Source organism: Marinobacter sp. 2_MG-2023 (genome assembly GCF_030546935.1).
Taxonomy (GTDB): Bacteria; Pseudomonadota; Gammaproteobacteria; order Pseudomonadales; family Oleiphilaceae; genus Marinobacter.
Window position 1 is genome coordinate 145,668 of sequence record NZ_JAUOPH010000001.1, and the last position, 16,799, is coordinate 162,466.

Annotated in this window: 10 protein-coding genes and 4 tRNA genes; 6 read left to right on the top strand and 8 right to left on the bottom strand. The window is 54.0% G+C overall.

Annotated elements, in window-relative coordinates; translation table 11 throughout:
* Window positions 1–125: 125 nt before the first annotated feature.
* The 5 genes from tig to Q4501_RS00725 form a co-directional block, all read right to left on the bottom strand.
* A complete protein-coding gene (gene tig / locus Q4501_RS00705; RefSeq protein WP_303593326.1) occupies window positions 126–1,430 on the bottom strand; it encodes a trigger factor in 1,305 nt (434 codons plus the stop codon).
* Window positions 1,431–1,735: 305 nt separating this feature from the next.
* Window positions 1,736–1,820, bottom strand: a tRNA-Leu gene (locus tag Q4501_RS00710).
* Window positions 1,821–1,896: 76 nt separating this feature from the next.
* A tRNA-His gene (locus tag Q4501_RS00715) sits at window positions 1,897–1,972 on the bottom strand.
* Between the two features lie 88 nt (window positions 1,973–2,060).
* A tRNA-Arg gene (locus Q4501_RS00720) sits at window positions 2,061–2,137 on the bottom strand.
* Window positions 2,138–2,169: 32 nt separating this feature from the next.
* A tRNA-Pro gene (locus tag Q4501_RS00725) sits at window positions 2,170–2,246 on the bottom strand.
* Between the two features lie 228 nt (window positions 2,247–2,474).
* Between Q4501_RS00725 and folD the strand changes: the two genes are divergently transcribed.
* Complete coding sequence (folD, locus tag Q4501_RS00730; protein WP_303593328.1) at window positions 2,475–3,332, top strand: bifunctional methylenetetrahydrofolate dehydrogenase/methenyltetrahydrofolate cyclohydrolase FolD; 858 nt, start codon at window positions 2,475–2,477, stop codon at window positions 3,330–3,332.
* Window positions 3,333–3,408: 76 nt separating this feature from the next.
* Here folD and Q4501_RS00735 read toward each other — a convergent pair whose 3' ends face one another.
* The 3 genes from Q4501_RS00735 to Q4501_RS00745 form a co-directional block, all read right to left on the bottom strand.
* Window positions 3,409–5,589, bottom strand: a complete 2,181-nt coding sequence (locus Q4501_RS00735; RefSeq protein ID WP_303593330.1) for a malate synthase G — start codon at window positions 5,587–5,589, stop codon at window positions 3,409–3,411.
* A 134-nt stretch (window positions 5,590–5,723) separates the two neighbouring features.
* A complete protein-coding gene (cysS, locus tag Q4501_RS00740) occupies window positions 5,724–7,112 on the bottom strand; it encodes a cysteine--tRNA ligase (RefSeq protein ID WP_303593332.1) in 1,389 nt (462 codons plus the stop codon).
* Between the two features lie 35 nt (window positions 7,113–7,147).
* Window positions 7,148–8,818, bottom strand: coding sequence for a glutamine--tRNA ligase/YqeY domain fusion protein (locus Q4501_RS00745; protein ID WP_303593334.1), 1,671 nt, complete (start codon window positions 8,816–8,818; stop codon window positions 7,148–7,150).
* 136 nt (window positions 8,819–8,954) lie between these two features.
* Between Q4501_RS00745 and Q4501_RS00750 the strand changes: the two genes are divergently transcribed.
* From Q4501_RS00750 to Q4501_RS00770, 5 genes are all read left to right on the top strand, one after another.
* Entirely contained in the window at window positions 8,955–9,464 is a 510-nt protein-coding gene (locus Q4501_RS00750; RefSeq protein ID WP_303593336.1) for a peptidylprolyl isomerase, read from the top strand.
* Window positions 9,461–10,186, top strand: a complete 726-nt coding sequence (gene lpxH / locus Q4501_RS00755; protein ID WP_303593337.1) for a UDP-2,3-diacylglucosamine diphosphatase — start codon at window positions 9,461–9,463, stop codon at window positions 10,184–10,186. Before Q4501_RS00750 ends, lpxH begins: the two co-directional genes overlap by 4 nt.
* 129 nt (window positions 10,187–10,315) lie before the next feature.
* The gene (locus Q4501_RS00760) at window positions 10,316–12,184 is read left to right on the top strand and encodes an LTA synthase family protein (RefSeq protein WP_303593339.1); all 1,869 of its coding nucleotides are present in this window, start codon (window positions 10,316–10,318) and stop codon (window positions 12,182–12,184) included.
* A 48-nt stretch (window positions 12,185–12,232) separates the two neighbouring features.
* Window positions 12,233–14,065 carry a glycerophosphodiester phosphodiesterase family protein gene (locus Q4501_RS00765; protein WP_303593341.1) on the top strand — a complete coding sequence of 611 codons (1,833 nt, stop codon included), beginning with the start codon at window positions 12,233–12,235 and terminating at the stop codon, window positions 14,063–14,065.
* A gap of 69 nt (window positions 14,066–14,134) precedes the next feature.
* Complete coding sequence (locus Q4501_RS00770; RefSeq protein WP_303593342.1) at window positions 14,135–16,777, top strand: mechanosensitive ion channel domain-containing protein; 2,643 nt, start codon at window positions 14,135–14,137, stop codon at window positions 16,775–16,777.
* Window positions 16,778–16,799 lie beyond the last annotated feature (22 nt).

Here is a 16,799-nt window from a genome sequence, read left to right on the forward strand (position 1 = left end):
TCTTGCATCTTATACTTTGCCAGCCGCAAGCCAAGATGAAAACAGCCGGACATGCCGGCTGTTAACTCTGTTCGGCCAGCGGAGCCAGAAACTGATCCGGCTCCGTCACTATTACGCCACCAAACTCAGCGCTGGGGTTGACCCGCCTGAATGGCTTCTTCGTATTTGACCTTCTTTTCTGTGACCTTGGCCTGTGAAAGCACATAGTCGACAACCTGATCTTCCAGCACAGAAGATTCGATCTGGCTCTTCTGCTCAGGGTTGCCACTGAAATGCGCAATCACTTCTTCTGGTTGTTCATACGTTGACGCGATCTCTTGGATCTTTTCATCAACTTTGGCCGGATCCACTTTCAGGTCGTTCGCCTTTACAACTTCCTGGAACAACAGACCGGTTTTCACGCGACGTTCAGCCTGCTCCTGGAAGATCTCCTTCGGAAGTTGCTGGAAATCTACCTGGCCGCCGAAGCGCTGAACAGCGTCCTGACGCAGGCGATCAATTTCCTGATCAGCCAATGCTGAAGGAATGTCGACTTCCGTAGTCTCAAGAAGACCGTCTACAACGTCATTTTTGACCTTGTTAGATACCGCCTGCTTAAGCTCGCGCTCCATGTTCTTTTTCACTTCTTCACGGAATGCAGTTTCATCTTCGGCTTCAATACCAAACTTGGTGAAAAACTCAGCATCCAACTCAGGCAGCTGCGGCTCTTCAACCTCGTGAATCTTGATATCGAACTTGGCTGGCTTACCCTTGAGATCTTCGTTGTGATAATCCTCAGGGAAAGTCACTTCGATTTCTAGATCTTCGCCGGCCTTGCCGCCAACGATGGCTTTCTCGAAGCCCGGAATCATCTGACCAGAGCCCAGGGTCAGCTTGTGGCCTTCAGCGGCACCGCCCTCGAACTCTTCACCGTCGATAGAGCCTTTGAAATCAATGGTCAGCACATCCTTGTTCTTGGACTTACGCTTGACCGACTTCATGGTGGCCTGCTGGCGACGCAGGTTATCGATCATTGTATCGATATCCTTGTCGGTAATTTCAGAGGTCAGCTTCTCAATGGAAACCTTGCTCAGATCACCCAGTTCAATTTCCGGCATAACTTCGAAAACAGCAACAAACTCAAGGTCTTTGCCTGCTTCCATGGTTTTTGGCTCAAGCTTGGGCCAACCCGCTGGATTAATATCCTGCTCCTGCAGTGCCTTGATGTAGTTGTCACGCATGATGTCGCCAACAATTTCCTGGCGCACGCTGTCACCGAAACGACGCTTGACCACGCTCATGGGCACCTTGCCTGGACGGAAACCATTAAGGCGCACAGTACGCGCGGTTTCCTGCAGGCGTTTCTGGACCGCCTGTTCAATTTCCTGGGCGGGCACACCAATCGTCATGCGACGCTCGATGTTGGAGGTCGTTTCTACAGACACTTGCATGGAAAATCCTCAAATTTCGGGTTCGGTATATGAATGAAATTAAAACCAAAAGTCCTTTCCAGAGCTGATTCCCCGGAAAAGACCCAAAATTAAAAGCCGATAGTTTATCACGGATTGCCCTGACGAGAGAATCACCTCCCTCGTGTAGTTTCAGAGTTCGCGACTGGATCGACGACCCGATACGTGAGTTGGGGGCAAAAAGAGAAAAACAAAGGGGGAAAACCTGGACAACAGGAAAAATTCGAGCACTCACGAACGCACTAAAACAAAAAAGGCCCTCAGAGAAACTCTAAGGGCCTTCAAAGTGGTACTCCGGGAGGGACTTGAACCCCCACGCCTTGCGGCAACAGGACCTAAACCTATCGTGTCTACCAATTCCACCACCGGAGCAAAAAACCTGGAAACAAGCAGAGTATCGGCCGCTACAATCGTAATACCTGATAAAGCGGAAAACACTTAAAGAAATTGGGGTGGACGAAGGGGATCGAACCCTCGACCGCAGGAGTCACAATCCTGAGCTCTACCAACTGAGCTACGCCCACCACATCGTGATATACCTTGCGGTACATTCGACAAACCACTGTTTCTTAACTTTGCTGGCTGCGGTTCCGATCAAGCCGGCGGCTATTATGGCGCGCCCGGCAGGACTCGAACCTGCGACCCTCGGCTTAGAAGGCCGATGCTCTATCCAGCTGAGCTACGGGCGCTTGACCGTTCGCCTAGCTGAACATTCAGAAAATGGTCGGGGTAGAGAGATTCGAACTCCCGACATCCTGCTCCCAAAGCAGGCGCGCTACCAGACTGCGCTATACCCCGTCTGAACTGAACAACACGTGCATCAGCAAAGTTGGTGCGGATATTACTGGCGCCAAATGCTTCCGTCAACAGGGAAATTGAAATTCTCTTACAAATCCGCTGTTTTAACGTTTCACTGATCACTAAACCGCCAATATTCACCAGAGTTCACTGATTGGCGTAAGCCTGCAGGCGTGAGACAATACAAGTCCTCTTACGTTTACCAATGTCCAACCTACAAGACGAATCATGAGCGCCAAACTGATCAACGGAAAAGAAATTGCTGCCGAAGTCCGCCAACAAGTCGCATCCGGCGTAGAAGCCCGTATCCGCCAGGGACTGCGTGCGCCTGGTCTTGCAGTAGTGCTGGTGGGCAACGACCCGGCTTCGGAAGTGTACGTGGGCAACAAACGCAAAGCCTGCGATGCCGCGGGTATCCTCTCACTGTCTTACGACCTGCCGGAAGACACCACCCAGCAGACCCTGGAAGCGCTGATTGACGAGCTTAACGAAAACCCCGTCGTCGACGGCATCCTGGTGCAACTTCCTCTACCACAACATCTGGATGCAGACCCTATCCTGCTGAAAATCCGCCCCGACAAAGACGTGGACGGGTTTCACCCATACAATATCGGCCGCCTGGTCCAGCGTAAGCCGGCTCTGCGGCCCTGTACTCCCGCAGGTGTGATTACCCTGCTGGACAGCGTCGGCACCCCTTACAAGGGCCAGCATGCCGTAATCGTGGGTGCATCCAACATCGTTGGGCGTCCGATGACGATGGAGTTGCTACTCAAAGGCGCAACCCCCACCGTATGTCACCGCTTCACACCTGATCTGGAAAAATATGTTCGTGACGCCGACATTCTTATTGCTGCGGTGGGCAAACCAGGCCTTATCAAAGGCGAATGGGTCAAGCCCGGCGCCACAGTAATTGATGTGGGCATCAATCGAATGGAAAACGGCAAACTTCAGGGCGATGTGGATTTTGAAGCCGCCTCAGAGCGGGCTGCGTACATTACGCCTGTTCCTGGTGGCGTCGGCCCGATGACGATTGCAACACTCCTGCAGAATACCCTGTATGCGGCGAATGAGCTCCACAAGGAGTAATCGAACCGCTTCTATGCTTACCGAGCAGCCGTAAAAAAACCCGCCTAAGCGGGTTTTTTTATACTGCAGACCAATCTTACTGGCCAAACTTCGCTTTCGCCTTCAGGCGATAGGCATGCAACAACGGCTCAGTATAACCACTGGGCTGCTCGCGGCCTTTGAGAACCAGATCCATAGCGGCCTGGAAGGCAATGCTGTCGGCAAAGTCCGGCGCCATTGCCCGGTACGTTGGATCATTGGCATTCTGCTTGTCAACAACCTGCGCCATGCGCTTCATGGTCTCTTCAACCTGTGCCTCGTTGCAGATACCGTGATACAACCAGTTTGCCAGATGCTGCGATGAAATACGCAGGGTGGCACGATCTTCCATCAAGCCGACATCGTTGATGTCGGGGACCTTGGAACAGCCCACGCCGCTGTCAATCCAGCGTACAACATAGCCGAGAATACCCTGGGCATTGTTATCCAGCTCCTGCTGAATAGCTTCTGCAGTCAGCTTGGACGGATCATCCATAACCGGCACAGTAAGAATGTCATCCAGGTTGGCACGGGGGCGACTCTCAAGCTCTTTCTGAATATCTGCAACACACACCTGATGGTAGTGAGTTGCGTGCAGGGTTGCAGCGGTGGGCGAAGGTACCCAGGCCGTATTGGCACCTGCTTTCGGGTGACCGATCTTCTGTACCAGCATATCGGCCATCAGATCCGGCATGGCCCACATGCCTTTACCAATCTGGGCCACGCCACGGAAGCCGGTTTCCAGGCCGATATCAACGTTCCACTGCTCGTAAGCACCAATCCAGGCTGCCTGCTTCATCTCGCCTTTGCGAATGAAGGGGCCAAGCTCCATGGAGGTGTGCATTTCGTCTCCGGTGCGATCCAGGAAACCGGTGTTGATGAACACGGCACGTTCCTTGGCCGCATGAATGCAGGCTTTCAGGTTCACGGTGGTACGGCGCTCTTCGTCCATAATACCGACTTTCAGCGTGAAGCGTGGCAGGCCAAGCGCATCTTCAACACGACCGAAAAACTCGTTAGTAAACGCAACCTCTTCAGGACCGTGCATCTTCGGCTTAACAATGTACACAGAACCGGAAGTGCTGTTCTGGAAGCGACCGTCGCCCTTGAGATCATGAATGGCGATCAGCGAAGTCAGAATACCGTCCATCAGACCTTCGGGCACTTCACTGCCGTCTTTCAACAGGATCGCCGGATTGGTCATCAGGTGCCCGACGTTACGAATAAACATCAGGCTGCGACCTTTCAGCTTCAACGAGCCACCATCGGCGGCGGTGTATTCGCGATCCGCTTTCATTTTCCGGGTCAGGCGTTCTCCACCTTTCTCGAAAGTCTCTTCCAGATCGCCTTTCATCAGGCCCAGCCAGTTGCTGTAAGCCAGTGTTTTATCGTCGGCATCTACGGCTGCAACGGAGTCTTCGCAATCCATGATGGTGGTCAGCGCAGATTCCATCAGCACGTCTTTTACGTGCGCTCCGTCGTCTTTCCCAATCGGATGGCTGGCATCGATCTGAATTTCGAAGTGCATGCCATTCTTCACCAGAAGAATCCCTGTGGGCGCATCGGCAGCGCCGGTGTAGCCTACAAAGCCGGACTCATCTTTCAGGCCGGTTACATCACCGTTCTGCAGTTTGACGACCAGCTTGCCTTCTGAAACCTGGTACAGAGCTGCATCTTTGTGGCTGCCCGCTGCCAAAGGCGCGGAGCTGTCGAGCAGATTACGTGCAAACTCGATAACCTTGGCGCCACGCACCGGGTTATAGCCACGGCCTTTTTCAGCGCCGTTCTCTTCAGAGATCGCGTCGGTGCCGTAAAGCGCATCGTACAGACTACCCCAGCGTGCGTTTGCAGCGTTCAGTGCAAAGCGGGCATTCATGATAGGCACCACAAGCTGCGGGCCAGCCATGGTCGCAACTTCGGGGTCAACATTAGAAGTAGATATACGGAAATCCGCTGGCTCGTCTACCAGGTAGCCTATTTCCTTCAGGAAGGACTTATAGGCAGCCATGTCCAGCTTCTGACCTTTGTGATCGCGATTCCAGCTGTCCATTTTTTCCTGGATTGCATCGCGCTTTGCCAGCAATTCCCGGTTGCGCGGCGCCAGATCGTTGACGATCTTGTCGAATTCCGTCCAGAATTTTTCTGCATCCACTCCGGTGCCCGGAATTGCTTCGTTATTAACGAAGTCATACAAGTTCTTTGCGACCTGAATGCCGCCGAGTTGTACGCGCTCTGTCATCGTTCTTAGCCTCAGTGGGTTAGACCTGTCCCGAAAGCCGCTCAGCGGTCGGGCCTGAAAAATCGAAGGCGCATTATACGGGAAGTTCCTTATAAGGTCATTTCCCTGAATACAACACGACCTTGGTAATAGCGTTAACTGCGCCGCCAGCTCGTTCCCTCGCGGGAGTCGTCCAGAATAATGCCCTGCTCTGCCAATTCATCGCGAATGCGGTCAGCACCGGCGAAATCTTTGGCTTTGCGCGCATCGGCACGAGCCTGAATTTTCGCTTCAATATCTTCTGCGCTCAGCTCGCTGCCGGAGTCGGCCTGAAAAAAGGCATCCGGATCTTGCTGTAAAAGGCCGAGAACCGCGCCAAGCCTGATCATTACAGCGGCTGCGTCTCGTGCCTCATCATCCCTACCCTCGCGACGATGCTGATTGATGTCGTTGGCGAGGGCATGCAAGACCGAAATCGCCCCGGGACAATTGAAATCATCGTCCATAAGCTCGGCAAAACGCCGGTCATACTCGGTCTCAGGCAACTGTCCGGACTCTGCAGGCGTGATGCCGCGCAGCGAGTGATATAGCCTGGCAAGCGATCGACCCGCCTCAGCCAGGTTATCCTCGGAATAATCGACCTGGCTGCGATAGTGGCTGGAAACCAGAAAGAAACGCACCACTTCGGACGGATAAGACTCCAGAATTTCCCGGATGGTGAAAAAATTGCCCAGAGATTTGGACATTTTTTCCTTGTTCACTCGAATCGCACCTGCATGCATCCAGGTATTCACAAAAGTGTGCCCTGTCGCACATTCGGACTGTGCAATTTCATTTTCATGATGCGGGAACAACAGGTCCGGCCCACCGCCATGAATATCGAAGGTATCGCCCAGACAACGGGTTGACATGGCAGAGCACTCAATGTGCCAGCCAGGGCGTCCATTACCCCAGGGAGACGGCCAGCTCACTTCGCCTTCGCCGGCGGCTTTCCACAAGGCAAAATCCGCCGGGCTGCGCTTGGCTTCGTGTACGTCGATGCGCGCGCCAGCAAGCAAGTCTTCAAGCTTTTTCTTGCTGAGCTTTCCGTAGCCTTTGAAGGACTCAACGGAAAAATATACATCTCCGTTATCAGCAGCGTAAGCATGATCAGATTCAATGAGTGTGTTGATCATGGCAGTGATTTCGGAAATATAATCCGTCGCACGGGGTTCGGCGCTGGGCGGCAGCACTCCCAGCCTGGCCTCATCCTCATGCATTGCGGCAATCATGCGCTCTGTCAGGTCAGTAAACGGCTCCCCGTTTTCCTCAGCCCGCCGCAGAATTTTGTCATCGATATCGGTTATGTTGCGCACATAGGTTACATCGTAACCGCGGTCGCGCAGATAGCGTGTTACCACGTCAAAAGCCACCAGCACTCGGGCGTGGCCCAAGTGGCAGTAGTCATAAACCGTCATTCCGCACACGTACATGCGAACCTTGCCCGGCTCAATTGGCGTAAAGGCTTCTTTCTGCTGGGTTAGCGTGTTGTAAATCCTGATCACAGCTGGTCTCCCGAATGCTGACCCTTCTTCATTCTTCATTTACCCCAGGAATCCCGCAAGGTAACCGTACGATTGAATACCGGCTTACCGGCTTTGGCGGTCAGTTCCTGATCACAGAAAAAATAACCTTCCCGCTCGAACTGGTACGGCAGGTCCGTCAGAGGTGTAGCCAGACTCTGTTCGACCCGCGCGCCCTGGAGCACCACAAGTGATTGCGGGTTAATGTGGTCAACGAAGTCGCCTTCCTTGTCGCTGTCCGGTGATTCGTGGTTAAACAATCGGTCGTACAGGTTGATGTCACAATCCACACTGTTACTCGCAGATACCCAGTGGATAACGCCATTAGGCTTATAACCCTCGGGGTTCACGCCCAGCGTGGCTGGATCGTATTCGCAACGCAACTCCACGATCTCGCCGCTGGCATCCCGTACGATTTCTTTGCACGTCATCACATAGCCGCCACGCAGGCGAACTGCCTGCTCTGGTGCCAGACGCTTCCACTTGCGCGGTGCCTCTTCCACGAAATCCTCCCGGTCGATAAAGAGGGTCTGGCTCCAGGTGACTTCGCGCTGCCCCATTTCCGGGTTCTGCGGATGTACCGGCAATACCAGGGTTTCGGTCTTGTCCGCCGGGTAATTGGTGATCGTGACTTTCAAAGGACGCATCACACACATGGCGCGGGGCGAGCGGGTGTTCAGATCTTCCCTGATGGCGAACTCCAGCATGCCCATATCCACTGTGCCGCCAGCTTTGTTCACACCGATCATGTCGCAGAAGGTACGCAGGGATTCCGGAGTGTAGCCCCGGCGACGCATGCCCGAAATGGTAGGCATTCGTGGGTCGTCCCAGCCATCGACAAGGTGCTCATCCACCAGGCGTTTGAGTTTACGTTTGCTGGTGATGGTGTAGTTCAGGTTAAGACGGGCAAACTCGATCTGTCTCGGCTGACAGGGAGCACTGATGTTATCCAGAACCCAGTCATAGAGCGGTCGGTGGTCCTCAAACTCCAGCGTGCACAACGAGTGCGTAATCCCTTCCATGGCATCCGAGATAGGATGAGTGAAATCGTACATCGGGTAGATGCACCATTTATTTCCTGTCTGGTGATGCTCAGCGTAACGAATGCGGTAGAGAATGGGATCTCGCATATTGATGTTGGGCGACGCCATATCAATTTTCGCCCGCAGCACCAGCTCACCGTTTTGATACTTACCATCACGCATGTCACGGAACAGCTTAAGGCTTTCATCAGCCGGACGATCACGGTAGGGACTGTTTCTGCCAGGCTCTTTCAGGCTGCCACGATATTCCGCCATTTCGTCAGCAGATAACGCACACACATAGGCCTTACCCTTCTCTATGAGCTCTTCGGCAAAGCCATAAATGATGTCAAAGTAGTCAGAGGCGTAACGCACGTCGCCCGCCCAGGTGAAGCCCAGCCATTTCACATCCTTTTTGATGGCGTCAATGTACTCCTGGCTTTCCTTTTCCGGATTGGTATCGTCAAACCTAAGAGTGCACTCGCCGGCAAATGTCTCGGCAATACCAAAATTGAGGCAGATGGATTTCGCGTGACCAACGTGCAGGTAGCCATTGGGCTCAGGCGGGAAGCGTGTCACCACCTGACCGACGTGCTCACCTTTGTTAATGGCGTCTTCAATCAGGCTCTGAATAAAGTTATGGGCTTTCTTCGACTCGGCGCTCATACAATCTCTGTTAAAAGAAGTGGGTCGGAAACCGGCTATTATACTCACAAATCAGGGCCGGACTCATGCATCGCCGGAAACTCTTGAGTACAATACTGGCATTAACCGATTAAAACTCAACGAACAGGAAACCCTGATGATTCTGCTGACAACCAATCACGGCGATATCAAGATCGAACTGGATTACGAAAAAGCCCCCGAAACCGCGAAAAACTTTGAGCAGTATGTTCGTGACGGTTTTTATGACGGCCTGATTTTTCACAGGGTAATCAGCAACTTCATGGTTCAGGGCGGCGGCTTTGAGCCCGGCATGAACGCGCGTAAAACCCGTGAACCCATCAAGAACGAAGCTGACAATGGTCTCAGCAATATGAAGGGCACCGTCGCCATGGCCCGCACAATGGATCCGCATTCGGCCTCTGCCCAGTTCTTCATCAACGTTGAGAACAATGGCTTTCTGGACCACACCGCAAAAAATGCTGAAGGCTGGGGCTACTGCGTGTTTGGCAAGGTAGTGGAAGGAATGGAGACAGTGGACGCCATCCGTGCTGTACGAACCACTATGGCCGCAGGCCACCAGGACGTTCCTCACGAAGACGTGGTAATTGTAAAAGCCACTGTTCTAGAGGACGGAGACGCAGCGTGAACACGCTGTTCATCTCCGACCTACATCTGGAAGAGTCACGCCCCGACATTACCGGGGCGTTTCTTGGCTTTCTGGATAAAACCGCTCCGGGCGCAGAGCGGTTATACATTCTGGGAGACTTTTTCGAAGCCTGGATCGGCGACGACGAACGCACCCCGCTACAAAACCAGATTGCAGCTGCGCTACGCAAACTCAGTGACAGTGGCACTGAAATATACCTGATGCACGGTAACCGCGATTTTTTGCTGGGCGAGGATTTTTGCGCCCGGGCCGGCGCGACATTACTGGACGACCCCACGCTGATTGATCTTTACGGTACGCCTACCCTGCTGATGCACGGTGACAGCCTTTGCACCGCCGATGTCGAGTACCAGAAATTCCGCGCTAACATGCGCAACCCTCAAACGCAGAAACTCATTCTGGCCCGCCCTCTCAAAGACCGCCAGCAAATGGCCCGGCAACTCCGGGAAATGAGCATGGCAACAAACCGAGGCAAAGCCGAAGACATTATGGATGTAACGCCAGAGGAAGTGGTGCGCGTTATGGCAGCCTACGATGTGCCGTTACTGATCCATGGCCACACCCACAGGCCTGCCGAGCACAGCCTGGAAGTAAACGGAAAAGCTGCAAAACGAATCGTTCTAGGGGACTGGGGGCAACACCTGTGGTGGTTGGAAGCAAAACCCGGGTTAACGCATGAGTTGAAAAAAGCGTCGCTCTGATCGTTCCCGATAACCTTTCCCAGCAATTAAATCTGCGACACAGAGCCCCTTCGACGGGGCTCAATAGTTGAATGCCTGCACGTCCGACACATACTGTATGAAGACACTGTATGCAGGACACCCATCATTATGAGACTCTTCGCGATCCTTTCAGATCGCCGTTTTTTGATCACCCTTGGGCTCGCCTGGTGCTGGCTACTGATGATCCGAGCCGCTCTGGTTATGCAAAGTGGCGTGTGGCCCAGCCCCATCGGAATGGTCGGAGGCGACCTGATCGGTGCGCTTATCCTCGCAATTCTGCTGACAATGGCACGCGGCCCCCTGCGTATTATCATGGTCATCTTACTTGGCTGTGCTGTTTATGTTGCCGGCATGCACCTTGCTGCACACGGTACCTTGTTTCAACTGGCTTTCGCGGCCAAGAGTATCGACCCTACCTTCATAAGTGGGAGTCTGATCAACGCATATCTGGCCCTACTACCTTTCTATCTCTTTCTCGCATGGCTTCTGCACCGGCTGCATCTGGCGCTGGTTCCCAGACCGCCCCGTGGTACTGCCGGCTTGCTCGCACTTGGCGCTGGAGCGCTCCTGGTATACACAGCGGCGTTCCCAAGCCTGACAACACCTGCGAACAACGTCGTCGCCAGCGCGCTGGCTCAGATCCCCGGCACTGTGATCACCCCCCTGGGCACTGCAATCAGCGATGAAGCCGTCGAGGTTGTCGGACCGCCGCCGGAAACCCCCGAGACACAGCTCAATTTCTTCCATCAGCGGGTCAAGGGCGCACCTGTAGACAACCCTCCTAATGTACTGCTGATCATGATTGAAGGGCTGTCGGCCGGCTATTTTCCCGAAATCAGCCAGTACCACGGGCTCCAGCCTCTGGTGACTCTGGAGAACCTTGAAAGCACTCTGAAAGCACAGGGGTTCCGGATGTATCGCAATCATTTGAGCCTGGAGCGACAGACAGATCGTGGTACGTTTTCCATCGTGTGTGGCCGTTATCCGGATTTCCGGAGAGTCGCTACAAAGCTTTCGGACGTGACTGAGGAGCGTGCCTCGCCGGATTGTCTTCCTGCCAAACTAAGCCACACGGGATATCACACCGCTTACTGGCAGGCAGCGCCAACAGACTACATGCAGAAAGACAAATTTATGCCGAAAGCGGGCTTCCTCGATGTCACCGGCGCCGAGGTGTTCGATAACGCCGAAGATATAGAAGGCTGGGGCCCGGCAGATCCAGTATATTTCGCCAATATTGCGAAACGCTTGAAGCGCCTCGACCAACGCGACTCCCCTTGGTTTGTGACTCTCCTTAACATCGGCACACATCACCCCTTCGATATAGGCGAAGAAGCAGAAGAGCAACTCGAAGAAGCGCGCGCGGAAGATGCAGAGAGCTCCGATGACACTCCGTTGCTACAGCCCCAGCAAGCACGACGAGACGCCATGAAAGTAATGGAGACCTCGCTCGGGCATTTTCTTGAAGAGCTGACACGCAACGGAACCCTGGATAATACCCTGGTCATACTGACCTCCGATGAGTCGGGAGGTTTTGTGCGCGCAGACCATGAAACGCTTCCTCTGAACAGCAACCTGGGAATGCTCGCTGTGCGCCCGCCTGACCCACGGGATCTGGCCGGATATGCGAACGAGAGCGCCATCACGGCACAACTGGATATCCCCATGACTGTTCTGGATGCGACCGGTCGGGGCATGTACGCAGGCGATATGATTGGCCGCAGCCTGCTGGCCGTGAATGACAAAGAGCAGCGAGACATACTCCTGGCAGACACCTATACCGGGCTCAAGTACTTTTTCCGGGACCGGGGCGAACTGCTTGCATGCACGGAGTTGCTGGCTCGCTGTACTTCGTGGACATTCGACCCCGACCGGGTCTTCGGATCATTCAAGGAATCAGACAGTCCACCTTTTCTGACGCTGGACGAACGCCTGACACTGTTCAAAAACGCGACCAAGCTGACACCAGATGATTAGCACGCAAGGCCCGCGAACCAGCACTCTCAACCCCAACAGCTGTTATCTATGAAACCACTGATAGCCAGCACACTGAAGATTATCCACTGCCATCGCCGGGCGCTGCTGACTTACTATCTGTTTTTTTCCGGCCTCGCGCTGGCAGTCATTACCCCAACCCTCACCTGGGCTCTGGCAGTCATGCGGCCGGTAACTGGAGACGGGGCTATCAGTACAGGTGGCATTGTTGAATTTCTGGTTTCGCCGGGCGGAATGCTCTGGGTGGTTGTGAGCCTTAACCTTTCGGCGTTGATCTTCCTGTTGCAACAGGCCGGGATTATCCTCATCGCGGCAGCACCCCGACACCAACAATACCGGACTGCGTTGAGCGCACTCTGGGGCGTCGCCCGCACGTTCGGGAGACTGCTTAAGCTATCAATGCTTCAGGTTTTCGGTCAGTTGCTCGTTGCCTCGCCCTTCCTGGCCTTTGTCGGGTTCGCATGGACATGGCTGATCGACTTATATGACCCCTACCTGTTGCGCCTTGAGAAGCCCCCTGAACTTTGGTGGTTTATCGCTTGCACGACGCTGGCATGCCTGGGAACCCTCTACTGCAACGGCCGTCTTTACTTGCGCTGGATACTGGCAGTACCTTGTCTGATGCTCAACAACCTGTCCGCCACCGGGGCGCTTCGGGAAAGCCGTCGTCTCACTCAGGGCCAGATGAGAGTAACCAGCGGCGTGCTGCTCTTCGGGCTGGCTGCTCTGTTGTTAATGCCGGTGCTGGTCACGTTTACCTTCGGTCGGCTCGCCACGGGCCTATTTGTTTTTTTACCCGCCGACACCGACATACTGGTCGCCGTGCTCCTGGTTTTTATTGCGACCTACATTCTGATCACCATGATGATCACGTTTCTGGGCACAGTGGTCTACGGCACATTCGTTTTCAATCTTTACCACAGAGCGCGCGACAGCCTGCCTGCAGAACACCTCCCGCTGGCAGGCCAACCAACACCTCAATCCGCATTCGACACTGCGCCGAAAAATGCTGGCTTAAAAGCCTGGACCGTCGAGTTCATTGTCATCATGCTTGCGCTGGGGCAGGCCTGGTTTGTGATTGCTACGTTGGAACAACAAGATGACGTTGCAGTAACCGCGCACCGAGGCAGTGCATTCAAGGCGCCAGAGAACACGATACAGGCGATCGAGCAGGCAATCGAAGATGGTGCCGACTATGTTGAAATCGATGTACAGCTGACCTCAGACGACGTTCCGGTACTCTGGCATGATGCCGATATGAACCGGATATTCGGTTTAAAACAACGAATCAGTGAAGTTAGCTACCAGGATATCCGGAACCTTGACGCCGGAAGCTGGTTCAGCACGGACTTTGCAGGTGAACGGGTCGCAACTCTGAAACAGGCTCTGGAAACTGCCCGTGGCCGCACGAAGCTCTTTATTGAGTTAAAGCCAGACCGGAACACACCGCATCTCACATCAACCGTCGTAAAGCTCCTTCAGCACAAGGATGCGGTCGACGGAACCATCATCGCAGCGGCGGACTGGGTGACCCTTCAGGAGGTAAAGCGCTCAGAACCGGGGCTCAGAACTGCGTTAATTGCACAGTTTGTGATTGGACCTCTGTGGGAAGACAACTACGACATTCTGGCGCTGCGCACAAACCGGGTAACGCCGGCAAGGATCGCCAGAGCCCATCGTGCTGGAAACGAGCTTCATGTCTGGACGGTAAACCAACCGGCCGAGATGAGGCGATTCATCGATATGGGGGTGGATAGCATTATTACCGATCGACCGGGATTGCTGACAGAAATTCTCCAGCAACGTGAAAGCCTCAGCAGCACCCAGCTACTGGCGACCAAACTCCAGAGCTGGCTGCATTGATATCGACTAAAATAGGCTTATCGTGAATTGAAACTCAACCGCGAAAACCCACGCAAGGAACGCACGTTCATGACGCAAGGCTCCATCCGTTCTGCATTTACTGCCACACTTTGGCTCTGGGCTCTGCTGCTGTGCTTTTCCACCGCGCCGGCGTTGGCCGAGCGCTCTGAAGAGGCGCCGGAGAAGGCAGAAGAAGCGCGCCCGGCGGTACAGCCAGAGCTGGAGGCCGCTACGGATGCGCCACCGGAAATTAAACTGCCGGCCGCAGACAACTCGGATATTCAGTCGCAGGCTCATGCGCTGCAAACATCGCTTGAGCAGCGCCAGGAAGCTGTAAGGGACAGTCGGGAGCGATTGAATTACGCTGACTCGGTCCTGACCCGCCTCACGGATGAATACGAAAGTTTTGAGCTACGTCTGGAAAAGGCCGGGCTCAACCTTACCGCCAGTTACGCCAACCTGCTAAAACAACGTCTCGAGCGCCTGCAGAGGCAGAGTATCGCCAGTGATCTTATTGAAGGAATCGAGACCAAGCTCTCTAAGGCAAGAGAAGAGCAACTACGACTGGAGGAGTTTGAGGCTATTACCGAACCGAATGGAGACGCGCGTAGCCAGTTGCGTAGCCACCGCTCAGCCTTGTTGCGTGAACTACACAAAGTTGTTACCGAACACATCGGCGTGCTCAATGAATACTACAGCACGGTCACCGCCCTGCAGGATCAGGTTGTACAGTATCAGAAGCTTTTACAGCAACGTCTGTTCTGGCTCCCCAGTGCGTCTGCTATCGATAAAGACACCGCCAGGGAGCTCTACGAATCCGCGAAGTGGTTTATCTCCCAACTGAGTTTCGCGTCATTGAGCAAAGCCATGAACGATTCAATCAGCGAGCGCGGAGCACGCGCGGGACTCGTGGCATTGCTACTCATCGTGCTGCTTGTAAAGCGCAAGACCCTTAAACGTAACCTGGTGTCCAACAGCCGCTATATCGGAAACGTTGGCCACGATCGAACAGCTTTTACCCTGGCGGCACTGATCAACAGCGTACTGCTGGCATTGCCCGGGGTACTTGGTTTTTCTCTTGCGGCCTTACTGCTCATGGAAGGCAATGCTTTCTATGCCGCACTTTCAAAAGGCTTTACAGCCGCTGCGTTTATCATGTTTTTGCTGGCTTTCATCCGCAATGTTGCTCGCAAGCAGGGCCTCGGAGAAAGCCACTTCCACTGGAACGCCAACTCTTTGCGCGTTATTCGTCGAGAATTGCCGTTGCTGATGGCGTTTGTCATACCGGTAGCCGTCATCACTACGTCGACAAGTTCAACACCTGAAGGCACCCAATTTGACGACAGCCTTGGGCGCCTTCTATTCACTCTGGTGTCCATTGCATTGGCCGTCTTTGCATTTCACATCATGAGGGCGGTGCGGGCCGATAAACCTCGCAGTAACCTGTTGCTTATGCTCCACGTCATAGCGGTTGCAGCCCCACTGGTACTGGCTTCGGCATCCCTGATCGGCTATCACTACACTGCTCTGCAACTTGAACGAAACATATTTATAACGATCTGCTGGCTCGCCTTTAATTCACTGCTTTACTATGTGGGCTTAAGAGCGCTGTCCGTTCGCGAGCGCAGGCTCACCCTTGAGCGCTTAAGGGACCAGCGAGCAGCCGAGCAAAAGATGGCGGCAGCCAGAGAGGAGGCTGATTCTACCGGCGACGGCACGCTTCAGAATCTGGACATGCCCGAAATGGATCTGAAAGATATTAGCCAACAGAGCTCTTCGCTGCTTCGTATAATGGTCTCGGCACTAGCGCTGACCGGCCTGTTTTTCCTTTGGGCCAGCGTTATTCCAGCCCTGCAACTGTTCAACGACATCACACTTTGGACGATTGCTACCGACCTGCAGGGGGGCGACCCGTTACCTATCACGCTCGCAGATGTTCTGCTTTCCATACTGGTAGCCGCGGGCACAGTTCTGGCAGCGAAAAACCTTCCCGGCACCCTGGAAGTGACGATACTGAGCCGGATGAACCTTGAGCCTGGCACAGGCTACGCGATCACCACCATCACTACATACATATTGGTACTTTTGGGTGTGGTCATTTGTCTTGGGGTAATTGGCGTTCAATGGTCGAAACTGCAGTGGTTGATTGCTGCCCTGGGCGTGGGCCTTGGCTTTGGCCTTCAGGAGATAGTGGCGAACTTTGTATCGGGCATTATTCTTCTGTTTGAGCGCCCGATCCGCGTGGGGGATACGGTCACTATTGACGGCATCACCGGCACGGTGTCACGCATTCGCATTCGCGCAACAACCCTTATCGACTGGGACAGAAAGGAACAGATCATTCCAAACAAGACCTTTGTTACCGAAGATCTTACCAACTGGACGCTTTCGGATCCGATTACTCGTGTCGTCCTTCGCGTTGACGTTGCGCACGGATCCGATGTCGATAAAGTCCAGGACATACTCATCAACGTTGCCCACAACAACGCACGAGTTGTGGGCGACCCTGGGCCTGAAGTGTTCTGTATTGGGCTCGCAGACAGCAGTATCAACTTTGAAATCCGGGCTTTTGTCAAAGATCTGATCGACATCATGCCACTTTCCCACGAAATACACGCCGCAATCACAATAGCCTTGAAGGATACAGGTATCCGCATACCCTTTCCGCAGCGGGACATTCATGTTCGCACCCTGCCCGAGTCCGGCCAATAGGACTCCGGCAGGGCGCCCTACC